This window comes from Paenibacillus sp. SAFN-117 (assembly GCF_051966115.1).
Taxonomy (GTDB): domain Bacteria; phylum Bacillota; class Bacilli; order Paenibacillales; family NBRC-103111; genus Paenibacillus_L; species Paenibacillus_L residui.
In genome coordinates this window covers 33767-47971 of sequence record NZ_JBQCLK010000030.1, presented here as the reverse complement: position 1 = coordinate 47971, position 14205 = coordinate 33767, and the positions used below count along the sequence as shown (strand labels likewise).

Sequence of the window (14205 nt, the reverse complement as noted above, 5' to 3'; positions counted from 1 at the left end):
ACAATCCCCCTGTTTATAGGATATAACGAAAAAAGATGAACCGATAAGTTCATAACGTTCGAAAAAGCTTGGCCTGGCAGCTCATACTAAGGCTTCAGTATGTCTGGAACAGCCGTTATAGAAGAGGGCCTTTGCCGAGTAAGAGCAGGAGAGCTTCGATGACGGCGGCGCTCTGCGGAGTCAGAAGTTTGTACAAATTCTTGGCCTGGTTCGGCTTGAGCTGGTCAATCAGAGGACTGAGCTCCTTGACTTCCTTCTCCAATTGCTGCATCTGCAGCTGCAGAGCGGCCAGCCTGTCATTCACTTGCTCGTCATTGCTGACCTTATTGATCAAATCAAGACTGCTCTTGATCTCTTCCAAGGTGAATTTCTCTCTCTTCATACTTTCAATACGTTTCAAACGGTTTAAGGTTTCATAGCTGTAATAACGATAATTGCTGTTCGACCGCTTCTCCGGAGAGATGAGCCCAAGCTTGGTATAATAATCAATTGTTCTTTGGCTGACATTCGCCATTCTAGCGATTTCTCCTATGCGAAATAGCTTGTTATCCCCATCCGGTTTTCCCCCTTTTCTAATATCTTCTATGCTTCATGATACATGAATATGAACCATACAGTCAAACGTTATGCTTTTGAATAAAGTGTGAATTATTTGGGGGTATACCCGCCGTTTTCCGTATTATTTATCCTGGTGGGACTACGGCGGTTAGCTCACCTTGGCGTCGGGCTTGATCAGGAAGAAAACGAGCCCCAGCGCCACTAATGATAAGGCGGACACCGTAATAAATACAATGGAATGGGATTTCTCCATCATCCATCCAAACAGGGGGGGACCGAAGGCAACGCCTAGAAAGCGCAGGCTATTGTACATGGATGTGATCATTCCGCGTTCCGACTTGGATACGGCGCCAGTTATCATTGTATTCAGACAGGGAAGAAGCAGGCCTGTGCCGATGCTGCTTAATGTAAGCAATCCGATGAAAATGTAGATATTGTTAAACAGAAATATCGTGAGCGCCAATGAAACCGTCATTAAGACGAGTCCGATATTCATCAGCCATCTCATCAATATGCCGTTCTTCTTAATAACACTCCCGGTCGTATACGAGGTAATCACCATGCCTAACAGCGGAATGGCCAGCACGAGACCTTTCACCACCCCGTCGATGGAATAGGGGGGTTCTTCCAGTATGTTAGATAAATAAAACAGAACTCCGAACAGGATAAAAAGCGCCAGGGAGCCCGCGAAGAAGGCGGTGACCAGCCAACTGGCCTTTTCTTTCATAATGCCGCCTATTTTCTGCGCATAGGCTTTGAATTTTAACGGTTCCTTCTCCCTCGCCGGTTCCTTGATCAACCAGATGACCGAAACGAGGGAAATGAAACAGAACACCGGAAAGGCGAAGAAGGCGGCGTACCATATGATTAAGGCCAGAAGAGAACCGATGATTGGACTTACCACTTTGCCTATGCCGTTGGAAGCTTCCGTCAAGCCAAGTACCTTGCTCTCGGTTGCGCCGTCATAGAGGTCGCCGACCAACGCCATTGCAATGGAGGCGGTGCCCGCTGCGCCGATTCCCTGCAGTGCCCGGGAAACGATAATAACCCAATAGGATTCCCAGACTGCTCCGAAGCCTGCGAGAATCCCCGCAGCTCCGTACAAGGTCAAGGAGGGGATAATTACGGCTTTGCGGCTGAAGCGGTCCGATAAATAACCGGAGAAGGGAATGACCAGACCGGCCGAAACGGAGAACAACGTAATGACCAAGCTGCTTTGGAACTGCGATATCCCAAGCTCCCGCTCCATATCGGGCAGGATGGGAACAAGCATGGAATTTCCCAGAACCAAGACAAGGGGGATGGAAGCAATGGCGAAAAATTCCCAAAAGCTCCCTTTGGATTTGCCGCCGTTCTTTTTACGTTTTTTGGGACGGGAAACAGGTTCTTCTATGTCGCTTTCGAAGGTGATATCCAAAGTGTTCGGCTTAGTTTTTTCCATCTTGGGGCTCCTCTACAGTGTTGTAATGATTTTACTTTTCCCGCCATGGACCTGATTCATTCCGGAGGCCGGAAGCCAAAAAGTTCAAACATTTGTACCGCTTTATGAATGGAAAAGAAGGCAATTTGGGATATTATTAGGTATACCCTAGTTTAGAAATGGATTTGAGATAATGAAAAGAAATTGGATTGTGTTGATCGGAATTGTTATCTTATCCGGGTTGGCCATTTATCAGAATCTTGCGGCGAAGGATAAGGAAGTGATTTTGCCGACGGAAACCGCTCCGAAGCCGGAGTTTCTGGCGCCGTCTTTCAGCCTCCAGGGATTGGACGGACAGACATATAATGTGGGCGGGGCGAGGGATAAGCCGTTGTTCCTGAATTTCTGGGCCTCCTGGTGCGGACCCTGCGAGATGGAAGCGCCCGACTTGAAGAGGTTATACGACAAGTATTCAGATCAATTGGATATGTACGCAGTCAACATTACAAGAAACGATAAGCTGGAGAATGCCAAGAAGTTCGTGGAACGGCATGAATTTACTTTTCCGGTTCTGCTGGACGAAGAGGGCAAGGCAAGCGAGCTCTATCAGTTTTATTTCATTCCGACAAGCTTCCTGATCGACCGGAACGGAGTCATCGCTGAGGTGATTAATTTGGTCGAGCCCAAGGAGCTGGAGCGCAAAATTAAAAAGCTGATCGATCGCTGAACAGACTTATGAACACCTATAGCAGCACGAAAAAAGCTGTCTGCCGGGAAGAGGTAATCTTCGCGGCGGACAGCTTTATTTAAATATAAGAAGGTATAAGTTAGTTACACCTTATACCTGTTCTTATGTTTCATCGGTAAACGCGCCTGTCCAAAGGACGACGATAACCGTTTAACCTTGGGGTAGTTTAGTGGTTAACGAGACCGAGCCGTGTCGGCGGTTGGGAATTCGCAGGCTCCAGCGGTTGTTTGCCGATCAGTGCGTAGCGCATACTATCGACAAGAGCATCCCAGCTCGCTTCGATGACGTTCTCGGAGACGCCGATTGTGCTCCACTTGGTGTTGGCGTCGGAAGATTCAATAAGCACCCGGACCTTGCTTGCGGTCGCATCCTTCTCGTTGATGACCCGGACTTTGTAGTCGGACAGGTGCATGTTCCGGATTTCCGGATAGAACTGCTCCAGAGCTTTGCGCAATGCGTTATCCAGTGCGTTCACCGGGCCGTTGCCTTCGGCGGCCATATAGACGGTGTTGCCGTGCATATTCAGCTTGACGATCGCTTCCGATGCCACCTTGTGATTGGCATTCTTCTCGACCAGGATCTTGAAGGAATCCAACGTGAAAATTTCCTCCAATTCACCGAATTCTTGACGGAGCAGCAGCTCCAGAGAAGCATCCGCTCCCTCGAATTGATAGCCTTGGTGCTCCAGCTGTTTAACCCTTTCAATCGCAAGCTTGGTCTTCTCGGGATCTTGGTCGATGTCCAGGTGAAGCTCCTGGGCTTTAAACAGCAAATTGCTCTGACCGGCCAGCTCGGATACGAGCACGCGCTGCTTGTTTCCGACCAGCTCAGGCTCAATATGCTCGTAAGTCTTCGGGTCCTTCAGAATGGCCGAGACGTGAATTCCGCCTTTATGTGCGAAAGCGGCAGTTCCCACATACGGTTGGTTAACGGGCATGTTCACGTTGGCGATTTCGCTCACGTAACGAGCCACACTGGTTAGCTGCTGAAGCTGGTTATCCGAAATACAGCGGTAGTTCAGCTTCAACTGAAGGTTCGGGATGATGGAGCACAGGTTCGCATTGCCGCACCGTTCCCCGTAGCCGTTAATCGTTCCCTGAACCTGAACCGCCCCAGCCTGTACGGCTGCGAGAGTATTGGCTGCAGCCAGCTCACAATCGTTATGGGTATGAATGCCGAGCGGGGTCTTCATCCGGCTCTTCACATTGGATACGATTTCGAAAATTTCCCCGGGCAGTGTACCCCCATTCGTATCACACATGACCAGCCAGTCCGCTCCCGCTTCCTGTGCTTTCTCCAGTACGGCTATGGCGTACTCCGGGTTATGCTTGTAACCGTCGAAGAAATGCTCTGCGTCGAAGGAAACCTCCAGGCCCTTCTGCTTCAGATAGGATATCGAATCGAATACCATCGCCAGATTTTCTTCCAGAGTCGTCTGCAAGGCCGTTGTTACATGAAAATCCCATGCCTTGCCCACAAGAGAAGAGACCCGGACTCCGGAATCGACGATCCGGTTCAGGCTCGCATCATGTTCGGCTACCGAATGCTTCCGGCGGGTGCTGCCGAAGGCTACGATCTTCGCATTGAAGTTATGCTGCTTGACCCTCTGGAAAAACTCGATGTCCTTGCTGTTGCTGCCGGGATTGCCTCCCTCAATATAATGAACGCCCAAAGCGTTAAGACGCAGCGCGATCTTGAATTTATCCTCAGCCGATAGACTGATTCCTTCTCCCTGGGTTCCATCCCGCAATGTTGTATCGAAGACAAAAATTTGATTAGACATGTCCGCCCCCTCAGAATTTCCGATTCCAGTCGAATCTTTTATCACTTAATTATAACATCTAGTCCCGTATGAAAACAGTGGCTTTCTCTTTATAATTCAGAAACAAAGTTTGGGCTCGGCAGAAGCAGTGATGATGTGATGATCGGAAATTCGAACCTCTGCAGACAACCTCCTCTCAGCCGGTCATCCTGTGGAGGTACGCACAGGGATTTTTCTCCTCTTTAAGCAATAACAAGAAGGATTGCAGCGGCATCGGGACCGGAAGCTTGACCGCCGAACCGACTGGTTGTATGCTGATAATGGTTAAAATAAATTAGGGAGGTGCTGCACCATGTCTACAAGACCGACGAGAACTTTAGAACCGGTTCCCAATCCACATCCTGACCGCGAATACGAGGTTGAGATCGAATGCCCGGAATTTACGGCATTATGTCCCGTTACCGGCCAGCCGGATTTTGCGACCATTACTTTTAAATATATTCCCGGTCCTTATATCGTTGAATTGAAGTCATTGAAGCTGTATTTATGGAGCTTCCGTGACGAGGGGCATTTTCATGAGGATGTCACGAATGCAATACTGAAAGACTTCGTGGATTTTATTAAGCCGCGCAAGCTTCAGGTTACCGGCAAATTCAATGTGCGGGGCGGAATATATACCACGGTTCGCGCCGAGTATGAAGAAGGCCAGTGACTATTATCCGCGCAATGGAAGGGTCATTCTGCATATTGATATGAATGCCTTCTATTGCTCCGTTCACGAAGCGTCAGAGCCCGACCTCTATGCCGGCAAGCCGATCGCGGTAGCCGGCAGCGTCGAGCTGCGCAAAGGCATCATCGTCACGTCCTCTTACGCAGCCAGAGCACGAGGAATCCGCACCGGGATGCTGGTTGGCCAGGCTCTCAGGCTGTGCCCGGACCTTCTTCTTATCCGTCCGGACTTCGAGCTGTACAGGGATTTTTCCCGGAAGTTCATCCAGTTGGTGTACCAATATTCTCCGTTAGTCGAAACGATGTCTATTGACGAATGCTTCGTAGATATTACCGGTTCGAGCCAGTTCGGCACGCCGCTGGAAATCGCCCGGGAGATTCAGCAGAGAATCCGTATGGAGCTGTCGCTCCCTTGCTCTATCGGTGTAGCTCCCAATAAGCTGTTGGCCAAGATGGCTTCGGATATGAAGAAGCCTAACGGGATATCGGTGCTCCGCTTGAGAGATGTGCCTAAGCTGCTTTGGAGCAGGCCCTGCAAAGAGCTGTACGGGATCGGCTCCAAAACGGCTTCCAAGCTTCTTAAGCTGAATATCCGCACGATCGGTGAGCTTGCCGCCGCCGACGAACAGATTCTGGTCAGGCAGTTCGGAGTCTACGGCCAATGGCTCAAGCAGTCAGCCAACGGCTTGGATGACTCGCCGGTCAAGGCGGAGAAAGAACCGAACAAATCGATCGGACATACGACCACACTGCCGTATAACTTTACCGATCCGGAGGATATCCGTCGCGTATTCCTCAATCTGGCCGATCAGACCGCCAGAAGAATGCGGAGGCAGAAGCTGGTCTGCACTACCGTCCAGATTACGATTCGCGACCCGGACATGAAGACGATAACGCGATCGACGACCTTAAATCAGCCTACGGAGCATACGGACCTTATTTACAAGGAAGCCTGCCGGTTATTTCAGCTCAATTGGGAAACGGGCAAGCCCGTCCGCTTATTGGGCATTACGCTGCAGAACCTGCAGCCCAAAGCGGAGGCGGCGATCCAGCTTGATCTGTTCGAATTGGAGCAATCGTGTAAGAAGGACAAGCTGAACGAAGCGATGGACCAAATCCGGGATAAATTCGGGGAAAGCTCCCTGCTGACGGCAGGAATGATTGGAGAGGATCCGTCTTCGCTGATACGCAATCATAAAATTCGGGGGACTTCTCTGCAAACCGATTTTTTGCGCAGCGCAGATGACGAAGGATGACACTAATCCGTACTTCAATGAAGATAGCGGAGAACATTCAATCAGTTTAGCTTTAATAGTATAGTGATTTGAGCGGGAAGAAGACCGGGAACCCGACAGCGGCGGGTATTGAGAATAGCGGCCCGGACATTAGTCCGTACCCGGAAAGAAGCGTACAACCATTTCATCGAATAACTAACCAAGATCAAGAAATATTCGGATTGAGTCCTAAGGAGGAATCACTGGCAATGGGTAAGTACAGTTGGGTGGACAAAGAAACATGCATTGCATGCGGTGCATGTGGAGCGACTGCCCCAGACATCTATGATTACGATGACGAGGGACTTGCCGAAGTCATCTATGATGATGATCAGAACAGAGGGATTAAAGAAATCCCCGAGCACCTGTTCGATGATCTTCAGGATGCTCAGGACGGCTGTCCGACCGATTCGATTAAAGTTGCGGATGAGCCCTTTGATATGTAATTTGCCTCTTGGCTTTCTTGGCCGCCTCTAAAATGGGGCGGCTTTTTATTTCTATAATGCTTCAAGAGTATCAATTATCGGTTTATTGTAATTTACATTGCGGCACAGATTTGCCGATATAACGGGTAGAGGATTTTGCGACAGTCCGCTCGCTGGCCATCATTTATAACATGACGGCTGGGAAGGCCTTGCAACCGGATTGTTGAGAAACACATTGGCAAAGGAGGCTTAATGTTATGAAGAACGGTGCCGATGGATACAAGCCCGGCCGGCCCCATCGACCAGCACAACCTGCGGAGAAGGCGTCCGGGCAGCCCCCGGAAGGCGAGGATGGCAAGGGTCCTTCGGATTATGTGGATGAGGACACTCCCCAATATCTTAAACAATACATAACGCAGCATCCATCGAGCAAAATGGCATGGTATTTGCTCGGCAAAGAATACGAGAGTCAAGGCAAGGCGGCCAAAGCCCGCTATTGCTATTTCAGAGCGGAGGAAATCTACGAGGCCTTCGAAAAGAAAGCCATCCAATCCCATGCCACGGATGAGGTGCAGAATGAAGGAGATCAAGCCAACAGGAAGCTTAAGCGCATTACGGCAGGGCTTCTGCTGTTGCTGCTGCTTCTTCTGCTGCCCTCTTCTCTGGATGGGGATTTGTTCGTCCAGGAGAAGCAGGGGGAGACGGAAGGTGCTGAGGCGAAAGCCGCAGATTTGAATTCGGAAGGAGATAAGCCGGAAGAGGAGGATGAAGCGGACCGGCTTCCACGGGTAATTCTGCAGGCGGATGAAGAGCTTGGGAAGTCTGAATCCGGTCGGGAGAACGGCCGGCTTCCTATCCGGATTTATAATCAGGAAACCGTATGGGGGGAGCTGGGCAGGGCAGGCCCGTGGACATTGTGGGGAGAGGAAGCCAGAGTGATTGCGGGGGTGCGTCCGTCCGGAACCGCCGGCAAATACGAGCTGGAAGTGTATGATCCAGAGCTATGTCAATGCGAGCCGGTCGAATCCGCAGCCGCGCATAGCCAATTGCTGCGTTGGATGAAAGAGAGAGAGGAAATGCTGGTGCTGCAATCTGCAATCGTCGCTTATCAGTCTCTTTATGGCAAGCCGCCGGAAGAAGCGGCCGATCTGACCGGGGATTATCCCGCCAATTTATTATCCAATATGAGTAAGAGAATGGAGGCGGCTTTTGCAGAATACAGGGACAAGCTGTTTCCGTCCGGAAATGCCCCCCTTACTTCCGGTGAATCCGGTGAAAATGACGTAGAAGAGGGAGTATCGCCGCAGGCTCCTTTGGAAATTATTGTAGATAAGAGCAATCATCGTTTGGCTCTGGTGAGTGGAAACACTATCATTCGCAATTATCCGGTAGGTCTTGGCGGTGACCGCACTCCGGAAGGTGAATTTTATATCAGTGAGAAAGTGGTGGACCCCAAGGGTAAGAAGAACGGTGAATTCGGGAGCAGGGGAATGACCTTGTCCGATACGCTATATGCAATCCACGGCACTAATCAGCCGTCCAGTATTGGTGAAGACCGCTCGCTCGGCTGTGTGCGGATGCTGGATGAGGATGTGAAGGAATTGTACGGGATGGTGCCGATGGGAACGAAGGTATCCATCGTGTCGGAAGGGCTTCCTGAGCAAGTTGTCAGAGGGGCTGTCAAGATGGAACTGCCGGTAGGGGACAATGAAACCAATCCCGGCAAAGTCTACGAATGGTTGAACTAGCCGTTGGTCTGTCCCCTCTACAATGAAATAGAAAAATACCGGGCTTCTCTAGCTGTTTACGATCAGCAGCACAGCCATCAAAATAACGATCGCGGCAAAAATACCGCCTGCCCAAATAATCGCCTTTTTGTTAACTTCTTCTTTCGTTTTGCGCTGCGAGTAAGGCATTGGCTTTCTTTTCATCGCTTCCCAGCAACCTTTCTTTCTATACTGCCTATATTCTATCACAATCTTTCCGGTTTGACAGCGTCCTCATATGCATTTGAGAGAGAAGAGAATTCCCCCGGCCCGCGAATGCCGCATGTATTGGCTATTTCGCGGCATCTTGCGGCGCCGGATGGGGATGGTCCGCTTCCTTGCGGAGGATCGGGTCAAGTTGCATCTTTCTTTTTTTTTCGCAAGGAGGTAAACTGTTCGTTGGGACTATTAGCGAACGGAGTTGTTGATATGCTGTACCGATCTATAGGCAAACCGATCTTTTTCCGGATGGATGCGGAGAAGGCTCACCATCTTGTTGTTAACGGACTGGACAAGGTTTCGCGTATCCCGGGAATGACTTCCTGGATGAAGACGATATATGGAACCCCTCCCTCACCTAAGCTGAATGTCAAGCTATGGGATCTGGAGTTCCCTAATCCGGTCGGACTAGCCGCCGGATTGGATAAGAACGGGCAGGCCGTTCCCGGTTTCTCATCGATCGGCTTCGGATTTATGGAGGTTGGTACGGTAACTCCGAAGCCTCAGCCGGGGAATGACCGTCCGCGGTTGTTCCGGCTTCCGGAGGACCTTGCATTGATTAATCGAATGGGGTTTAATAATGTTGGAGCCGATCAGATGGCGGAGAATTTGCGCCGAACCGGCCAACGAACCATTCCGGTGGCGGTGAATATCGGCAAGAACAAAATAACCCCCAATGAAGAGGCGGAACGGGACTATCGCGAATGTTTGCGCAAGCTCTACCCCTACGGGGATTTTTTTGTGGTTAATATCAGTTCGCCTAACACGCCCGATCTGCGAAAGCTGCAGCATGGCGACGATTTACGAAAGCTTTTGGAAGCGGTAATGGAAGAACGGGATCAGCAAACTCAATCCGGTGCTCAGAAGAAGCCGGTGCTTGTAAAAATCGCTCCGGACATTTCCGGGGAAGATTTGGAGTATATTATGGATACGATCCTGGCCAGCCCGGTATCCGGAATTATTGCCACGAACACGACGATTCGCAGGGATGGTCTGGTTCATCGGAATGCTTCCGAAACCGGAGGATTAAGCGGCAAGCCGCTGACGGATCGTTCCACCGAGGTCATTCGCGGCATTTACCGCCTGACCCGCGGCCGCATCCCGATTATCGGATGCGGAGGTATTTTCACAGCGCAGGACGCTTATGACAAAATCCGCGCAGGGGCTAATCTGGTCGAAGTGTATACCGCCTTAATCTACGAAGGCCCCGCACTGATCAAACGATTAAATGCCGGTTTGTTGGAGCTGCTGGAAAGAGACGGATGGTCCCATATATCCGAAGCTGTCGGTGCGGACGTACCGGAATAGACGGCGAGAGGAGGGAATGCAATGGATGGAAGAGATTGGAGTAAGTTTCTTCTTCCTTACGAACAAGCCGTTGAAGAGCTGAAAGTGAAATTTAAGACGCTTCGTTCGGAATTGAAAAGTCGCGAAGAATATTCCCCCATTGAATTTGTTACTGGAAGGGTTAAACGAATCTCCAGTATATTGGAGAAAGCGAAAAAGCTGAATGTCTCCATGGACGATATCGAAACAGGGATCGAAGACATAGCAGGCATTCGAATAATGTGCCAGTTTGTGGAAGACATTCAGAGACTGACGGAATTGATCCGTCAGCGTCAGGATATGAAGGTTGTCTACTGCAAGGATTATATCACCTACAAAAAAGCCAGCGGCTACCGGAGCTATCATATTATCGTGGAATATCCTGTACAGTCCGCACTGGGGATGAAAATCGTTCTGGCAGAAATTCAGATTCGAACCCTAGCCATGAATTTCTGGGCCACAATAGAACATTCATTGAATTATAAATATAAAGGGGCGCTGCCGGAGGATGTGACCCGCCGTTTGAGCAAGGCGGCGGAGGCGGCCTACCTGTTGGATCAGGAAATGTCCAGCATTCGCGACGAAATTATGGAATCGCAGATGCTGTTCGAAGATAAGTCGGTACTGGTTTCCAAGGTGTTGAACGATATTCAGCAGCTGTATTTTTACCGGAGGGTCCGCGAAGCGGTCCAATTCCAGCTCAAGTTCAACGAACTATGGGAAGCGGAAGATATATGGAGCTTGAAAAAGCTATCCTTATCCATAGAGGAAGCGATTGCAAGGGCTAAAAAAGAGCTTGATCGCAAATAAGTCATTTACCCCCTGTTATCTGTCTGTTGGCGCCGGATTACAGGGGGTTCTTTTTCCAGGTAGTTTGGTTGGTTTTTGCAAATCGTTTGAATTTACCTGTACAAAATCCATTTAGACGCGCCATTCCGTTTGCACAGCTCCAGCAGAAAATGGGAAACAGACGGATTTTCAAGGTAGATCGTCGGCAATAGAAGAGGCAAGCGGTCATTAGCCAAACGTCTGCAGGATAAGGCAATATAAATTCCGGGCTCGAAGGGTTAATAGTGTGCCGGATAGAATTTTATAAGTTCCGGGGCTCCCCGCAAAATATCTACGAAGGTTATGTTTCACTTTGTGGGGATTTTAGCAGGGCTCCCCGCAAAGTACTCGAAAAAAGGAGGGGAAATGATGGAGTACAGTCCGCTATATTTGGCCTACCTGCACTATTTCAATACGGAAAGAGATTATTTCGAATGCCACGAAGTGCTTGAGGAGCTCTGGCTGGAAGAAGGCAGAAACCTTATGTACCAAGGTCTGCTTCAGGTGGCCGTCGCCTTGTATCATTTTCGCAACGGCAATAAGAACGGAGCCCGCAAAATGTTTGCTCAGGCCATCGATAAGCTGCGCAAGTATCCGCCGGATTCGTTGGGAATTGATTTGGGACAGCTGTTGAGCGAGAGTGAAAAGTATCGGGAGAAGCTGGAGAATATAGATCGGGAGCCATTCGAATTCTACGATCTGACGATTCGTATCGTGGATCCTGCGCTCAAGGAGAAGGTCGCGGAATGGGCGGTCAATCCCCAACCTCTGCACGAGGAAGATTAACCGGCGGACCAATAGACGGGCAAATAAAAAAAGCAGCCCAAGGCTGCCAAATTTATTAATATATAAGTTCCAAAGTACCCGGAATACATTCCGAAGGTTATGCGCCACTTTGCAATGTTGTTTTACTGGTCCAAAATTTACTGTTTATATTTTTCAAAAAATTGCTTATATTCATTTTGGGGTACTTCACCTACGATGCGATCTACCTCAACGCCCTCTTTAAAGTAGGCAAGCACTGGCCAGGACTGGATATTATAAGTGCTTAAGTAATTTCTGAACTCCAGGATGTTGAACTGCTTTAATTCGATTCCCATATCCTGAGACATTGGATAAACGATCGGCGTTACCCGCTGGCAAAAATGGCAGTCCGGGGAGAAGAAATAGACGAACATCGATTCCTTGTTGTTTACGCTTTTCGCCAGATCTTCAGGCAGAACGATGCTCTGATAATTGGGATCCTCCAGCTGCTTAACCGTATCGGGATGCAGCTTGCTGGCCGAAACTCCATACAGTTCCTTGGCTTTGCTGTCCTTGGAGCTAACGGTGGCCTTGTTAATCACAAATAGAAGAACGAACACCGCAACAATGATCGAAAGATAAATCGCTAATTTTTTCATAGTTCCCACCTTTCCGTAACCATTATAGCATGATTGATTTCTGTTTTTCACGATTTATTGTTATATTTTTCTCTGAAACTAGCAAATTGTTGACGAAAGAGTGAACACCATGACGATAGAGCTTCCAGAAGCTTTTATAAGAAAAATGAAGAGCCTGCTCAAGGACGAATTCCAGGATTTCTACAGCTCCTACAATGACCCGCGCCATTATGGGGTGCGGATCAATACGTTGAAAGTGGCGGCACAACAGTTCGCCACAATATCTCCCTTCGCCCTGGAGAGAGTGCCGTGGTGTCCGACGGGCTTCTATTATCCGGAAGGAGAGCGGCCGGGGAAGCATCCCTATTATCATGCCGGCCTGTACTATATTCAGGAGCCGAGCGCGATGCTTCCCGTAGAGCTGCTAGAGATTCGTCCCGGCGACCGCGTGCTCGATCTGTGCGCGGCTCCCGGAGGGAAAACGACCCAAATCGCCGCCAAGCTGCAGGGAACAGGGCTTGTCGTGGCTAACGATAATCAGGCCGAACGAGTCAAAGCGCTGGTGAAAAATGTGGAAATGGCCGGTATCCGCAACGCCATTGTACTTAATGAGCTTCCGGAAAAAATGATTACCCACTTTGCCGATTATTTCGATAAGATTTTAATCGATGCACCCTGCTCGGGAGAAGGAATGTTCCGGAAGGAGCCGGAAATGGCCGCTCAATGGGAGAAGCATTCTGTGGAGCGCTGCTCGGCGTTGCAGAAGGACATACTGGAGAGTGCGGCCATGATGCTGACTGAGGGAGGCAGAATCGTCTACTCCACCTGCACCTTCTCCCCGGAGGAGAACGAAGCCATGATCGTCTCCTTCCTGAAGAGACATCCGGAATTTCGGCTTGTTCCCGTGCAGGCGGAAGGATGCTCGGCCGGCAGAGCGGACTGGAGCGGGCCGACCTCATGGAAGAATGATGACGGAAGGGAAGGAAGCGGCATTCCCGGTCCGGCGCCACTGCCTGGAACCGTCCGGCTGTGGCCGCATCTGGTGCGGGGGGAGGGGCATTTTGCAGCGGTGCTTGAGAAGGCCCATGCGGCTCATGCAGCTTCGGCGGATGAAGCGGAGGAACGTGACGTTCAAGCATCAGTCTACATCCGTTCGGCCGATGAGCACACCCTGTCGGTCAGTCACGCAGGCCAAATTAAGGTGAATGCCGCCGCAGGCAGGCTGGCAAGGAAGGCCGCAGGGCCCGGCAAGAGGGGGCATAAGGAGGCCGAGGCAGGACGCAGTAGACGGGACAAGAACGGCAAGGGTAAACCGAAAGAGACTTTCATGGCGGCGACAGCGGCATGGGAAGCCTTCATTAAGGAACATCTGACCGTTCATCCGCCCGGCGAGCTCGTAGTGTACGGGGACCGTCTGTATCTGACACCGGCTTACCCACCGGCTCTCGATGGACTTAAAGTGTCGAGACCCGGTTGGTACGTCGGTACGATCCGCCACAACCGGTTCATACCATCACACGCCCTGGCCATGGGATTGAAAGCGGAGGAAGCGGTCCGCCGGGTGAATTTATCCTCGCAATCCATGGAGGCGGTCAATTATTTAAGAGGCGATACACTTCCGGTTGCGGAGGTTGATATACTTAGAGCGGGCCAATGTCCTGCCAAAGGCTGGTGTCTGGTATGTATAGACGGCTATGCTGCCGGCTGGGGAAAATGGCAGGACGGAATACTGAAGAACGAATACCCGCCGGGATGGAGGATGACTTGA

General features: G+C 50.3%; 14 protein-coding genes. 9 read left to right on the top strand and 5 right to left on the bottom strand.

Annotated features, from left to right (window positions below):
- Positions 1-115: 115 nt before the first annotated feature.
- Positions 116-577: a MerR family transcriptional regulator gene (locus ACTHRH_RS18585; RefSeq protein WP_379288704.1), complete on the bottom strand. Its 462-nt coding sequence runs from the start codon at positions 575-577 to the stop codon at positions 116-118.
- Between the two features lie 129 nt (positions 578-706).
- Complete coding sequence (locus ACTHRH_RS18580; RefSeq protein WP_379288466.1) at positions 707-1999, bottom strand: MFS transporter; 1293 nt, start codon at positions 1997-1999, stop codon at positions 707-709.
- A gap of 172 nt (positions 2000-2171) precedes the next feature.
- On the opposite strand from ACTHRH_RS18580, the gene ACTHRH_RS18575 reads away from it, so the two are divergent.
- Entirely contained in the window at positions 2172-2705 is a 534-nt protein-coding gene (locus tag ACTHRH_RS18575; protein ID WP_144937686.1) for a TlpA family protein disulfide reductase, read from the top strand.
- A 187-nt stretch (positions 2706-2892) separates the two neighbouring features.
- Here ACTHRH_RS18575 and cimA read toward each other — a convergent pair whose 3' ends face one another.
- Positions 2893-4509, bottom strand: a complete 1617-nt coding sequence (gene cimA / locus ACTHRH_RS18570) for a citramalate synthase (protein WP_144937689.1) — start codon at positions 4507-4509, stop codon at positions 2893-2895.
- Between the two features lie 331 nt (positions 4510-4840).
- Between cimA and queF the strand changes: the two genes are divergently transcribed.
- The 4 genes from queF to ACTHRH_RS18550 all read left to right on the top strand — a co-directional run bounded on the left by queF (position 4841) and on the right by ACTHRH_RS18550 (position 8664).
- Positions 4841-5200, top strand: a complete 360-nt coding sequence (gene queF / locus ACTHRH_RS18565) for a preQ(1) synthase (protein ID WP_144937692.1) — start codon at positions 4841-4843, stop codon at positions 5198-5200.
- Positions 5184-6473: a DNA polymerase IV gene (locus ACTHRH_RS18560; protein ID WP_144937695.1), complete on the top strand. Its 1290-nt coding sequence runs from the start codon at positions 5184-5186 to the stop codon at positions 6471-6473. Before queF ends, ACTHRH_RS18560 begins: the two co-directional genes overlap by 17 nt.
- Before the next feature lie 227 nt (positions 6474-6700).
- Complete coding sequence (locus tag ACTHRH_RS18555) at positions 6701-6937, top strand: ferredoxin (RefSeq protein WP_144937698.1); 237 nt, start codon at positions 6701-6703, stop codon at positions 6935-6937.
- 236 nt (positions 6938-7173) lie between these two features.
- The gene (locus ACTHRH_RS18550) at positions 7174-8664 is read left to right on the top strand and encodes a L,D-transpeptidase (protein ID WP_379288463.1); all 1491 of its coding nucleotides are present in this window, start codon (positions 7174-7176) and stop codon (positions 8662-8664) included.
- Between the two features lie 48 nt (positions 8665-8712).
- On the opposite strand, the gene ACTHRH_RS18545 is transcribed toward ACTHRH_RS18550, so the two are convergent.
- Positions 8713-8847: a hypothetical protein gene (locus ACTHRH_RS18545; protein WP_260982093.1), complete on the bottom strand. Its 135-nt coding sequence runs from the start codon at positions 8845-8847 to the stop codon at positions 8713-8715.
- Between the two features lie 264 nt (positions 8848-9111).
- On the opposite strand from ACTHRH_RS18545, the gene ACTHRH_RS18540 reads away from it, so the two are divergent.
- The 3 genes from ACTHRH_RS18540 to ACTHRH_RS18530 all read left to right on the top strand — a co-directional run bounded on the left by ACTHRH_RS18540 (position 9112) and on the right by ACTHRH_RS18530 (position 11841).
- Complete coding sequence (locus tag ACTHRH_RS18540) at positions 9112-10209, top strand: quinone-dependent dihydroorotate dehydrogenase (RefSeq protein ID WP_379288702.1); 1098 nt, start codon at positions 9112-9114, stop codon at positions 10207-10209.
- A gap of 21 nt (positions 10210-10230) precedes the next feature.
- A complete protein-coding gene (locus tag ACTHRH_RS18535) occupies positions 10231-11037 on the top strand; it encodes a GTP pyrophosphokinase (RefSeq protein WP_144937704.1) in 807 nt (268 codons plus the stop codon).
- 384 nt (positions 11038-11421) lie between these two features.
- Positions 11422-11841, top strand: coding sequence for a DUF309 domain-containing protein (locus ACTHRH_RS18530; RefSeq protein WP_440416965.1), 420 nt, complete (start codon positions 11422-11424; stop codon positions 11839-11841).
- A 137-nt stretch (positions 11842-11978) separates the two neighbouring features.
- Here ACTHRH_RS18530 and ACTHRH_RS18525 read toward each other — a convergent pair whose 3' ends face one another.
- On the bottom strand, positions 11979-12458 hold the full coding sequence (locus tag ACTHRH_RS18525) for a thioredoxin family protein (RefSeq protein WP_144937710.1): 480 nt from the start codon (positions 12456-12458) through the stop codon (positions 11979-11981).
- A 109-nt stretch (positions 12459-12567) separates the two neighbouring features.
- Between ACTHRH_RS18525 and ACTHRH_RS18520 the strand changes: the two genes are divergently transcribed.
- A complete protein-coding gene (locus ACTHRH_RS18520) occupies positions 12568-14205 on the top strand; it encodes an RsmF rRNA methyltransferase first C-terminal domain-containing protein (protein ID WP_379288459.1) in 1638 nt (545 codons plus the stop codon).

What these genes read in the sequence shown, in the direction of transcription:
- ACTHRH_RS18540 (WP_379288702.1), top strand. Translation starts at nt 9,112, where the DNA reads ATGCTGTACCGATCTATAGGCAAACCGATCTTTTTCCGGATGGATGCG.
- ACTHRH_RS18560 (WP_144937695.1), top strand. Translation starts at nt 5,184, where the DNA reads ATGAAGAAGGCCAGTGACTATTATCCGCGCAATGGAAGGGTCATTCTG.
- ACTHRH_RS18575 (WP_144937686.1), top strand. Translation starts at nt 2,172, where the DNA reads ATGAAAAGAAATTGGATTGTGTTGATCGGAATTGTTATCTTATCCGGG.
- ACTHRH_RS18580 (WP_379288466.1), bottom strand. Translation starts at nt 1,999, where the DNA reads ATGGAAAAAACTAAGCCGAACACTTTGGATATCACCTTCGAAAGCGAC.
- ACTHRH_RS18520 (WP_379288459.1), top strand. Translation starts at nt 12,568, where the DNA reads ATGACGATAGAGCTTCCAGAAGCTTTTATAAGAAAAATGAAGAGCCTG.
- ACTHRH_RS18530 (WP_440416965.1), top strand. Translation starts at nt 11,422, where the DNA reads ATGATGGAGTACAGTCCGCTATATTTGGCCTACCTGCACTATTTCAAT.
- ACTHRH_RS18535 (WP_144937704.1), top strand. Translation starts at nt 10,231, where the DNA reads ATGGATGGAAGAGATTGGAGTAAGTTTCTTCTTCCTTACGAACAAGCC.
- ACTHRH_RS18555 (WP_144937698.1), top strand. Translation starts at nt 6,701, where the DNA reads ATGGGTAAGTACAGTTGGGTGGACAAAGAAACATGCATTGCATGCGGT.
- ACTHRH_RS18550 (WP_379288463.1), top strand. Translation starts at nt 7,174, where the DNA reads ATGAAGAACGGTGCCGATGGATACAAGCCCGGCCGGCCCCATCGACCA.
- ACTHRH_RS18545 (WP_260982093.1), bottom strand. Translation starts at nt 8,847, where the DNA reads ATGAAAAGAAAGCCAATGCCTTACTCGCAGCGCAAAACGAAAGAAGAA.
- queF (WP_144937692.1), top strand. Translation starts at nt 4,841, where the DNA reads ATGTCTACAAGACCGACGAGAACTTTAGAACCGGTTCCCAATCCACAT.
- cimA (WP_144937689.1), bottom strand. Translation starts at nt 4,509, where the DNA reads ATGTCTAATCAAATTTTTGTCTTCGATACAACATTGCGGGATGGAACC.
- ACTHRH_RS18525 (WP_144937710.1), bottom strand. Translation starts at nt 12,458, where the DNA reads ATGAAAAAATTAGCGATTTATCTTTCGATCATTGTTGCGGTGTTCGTT.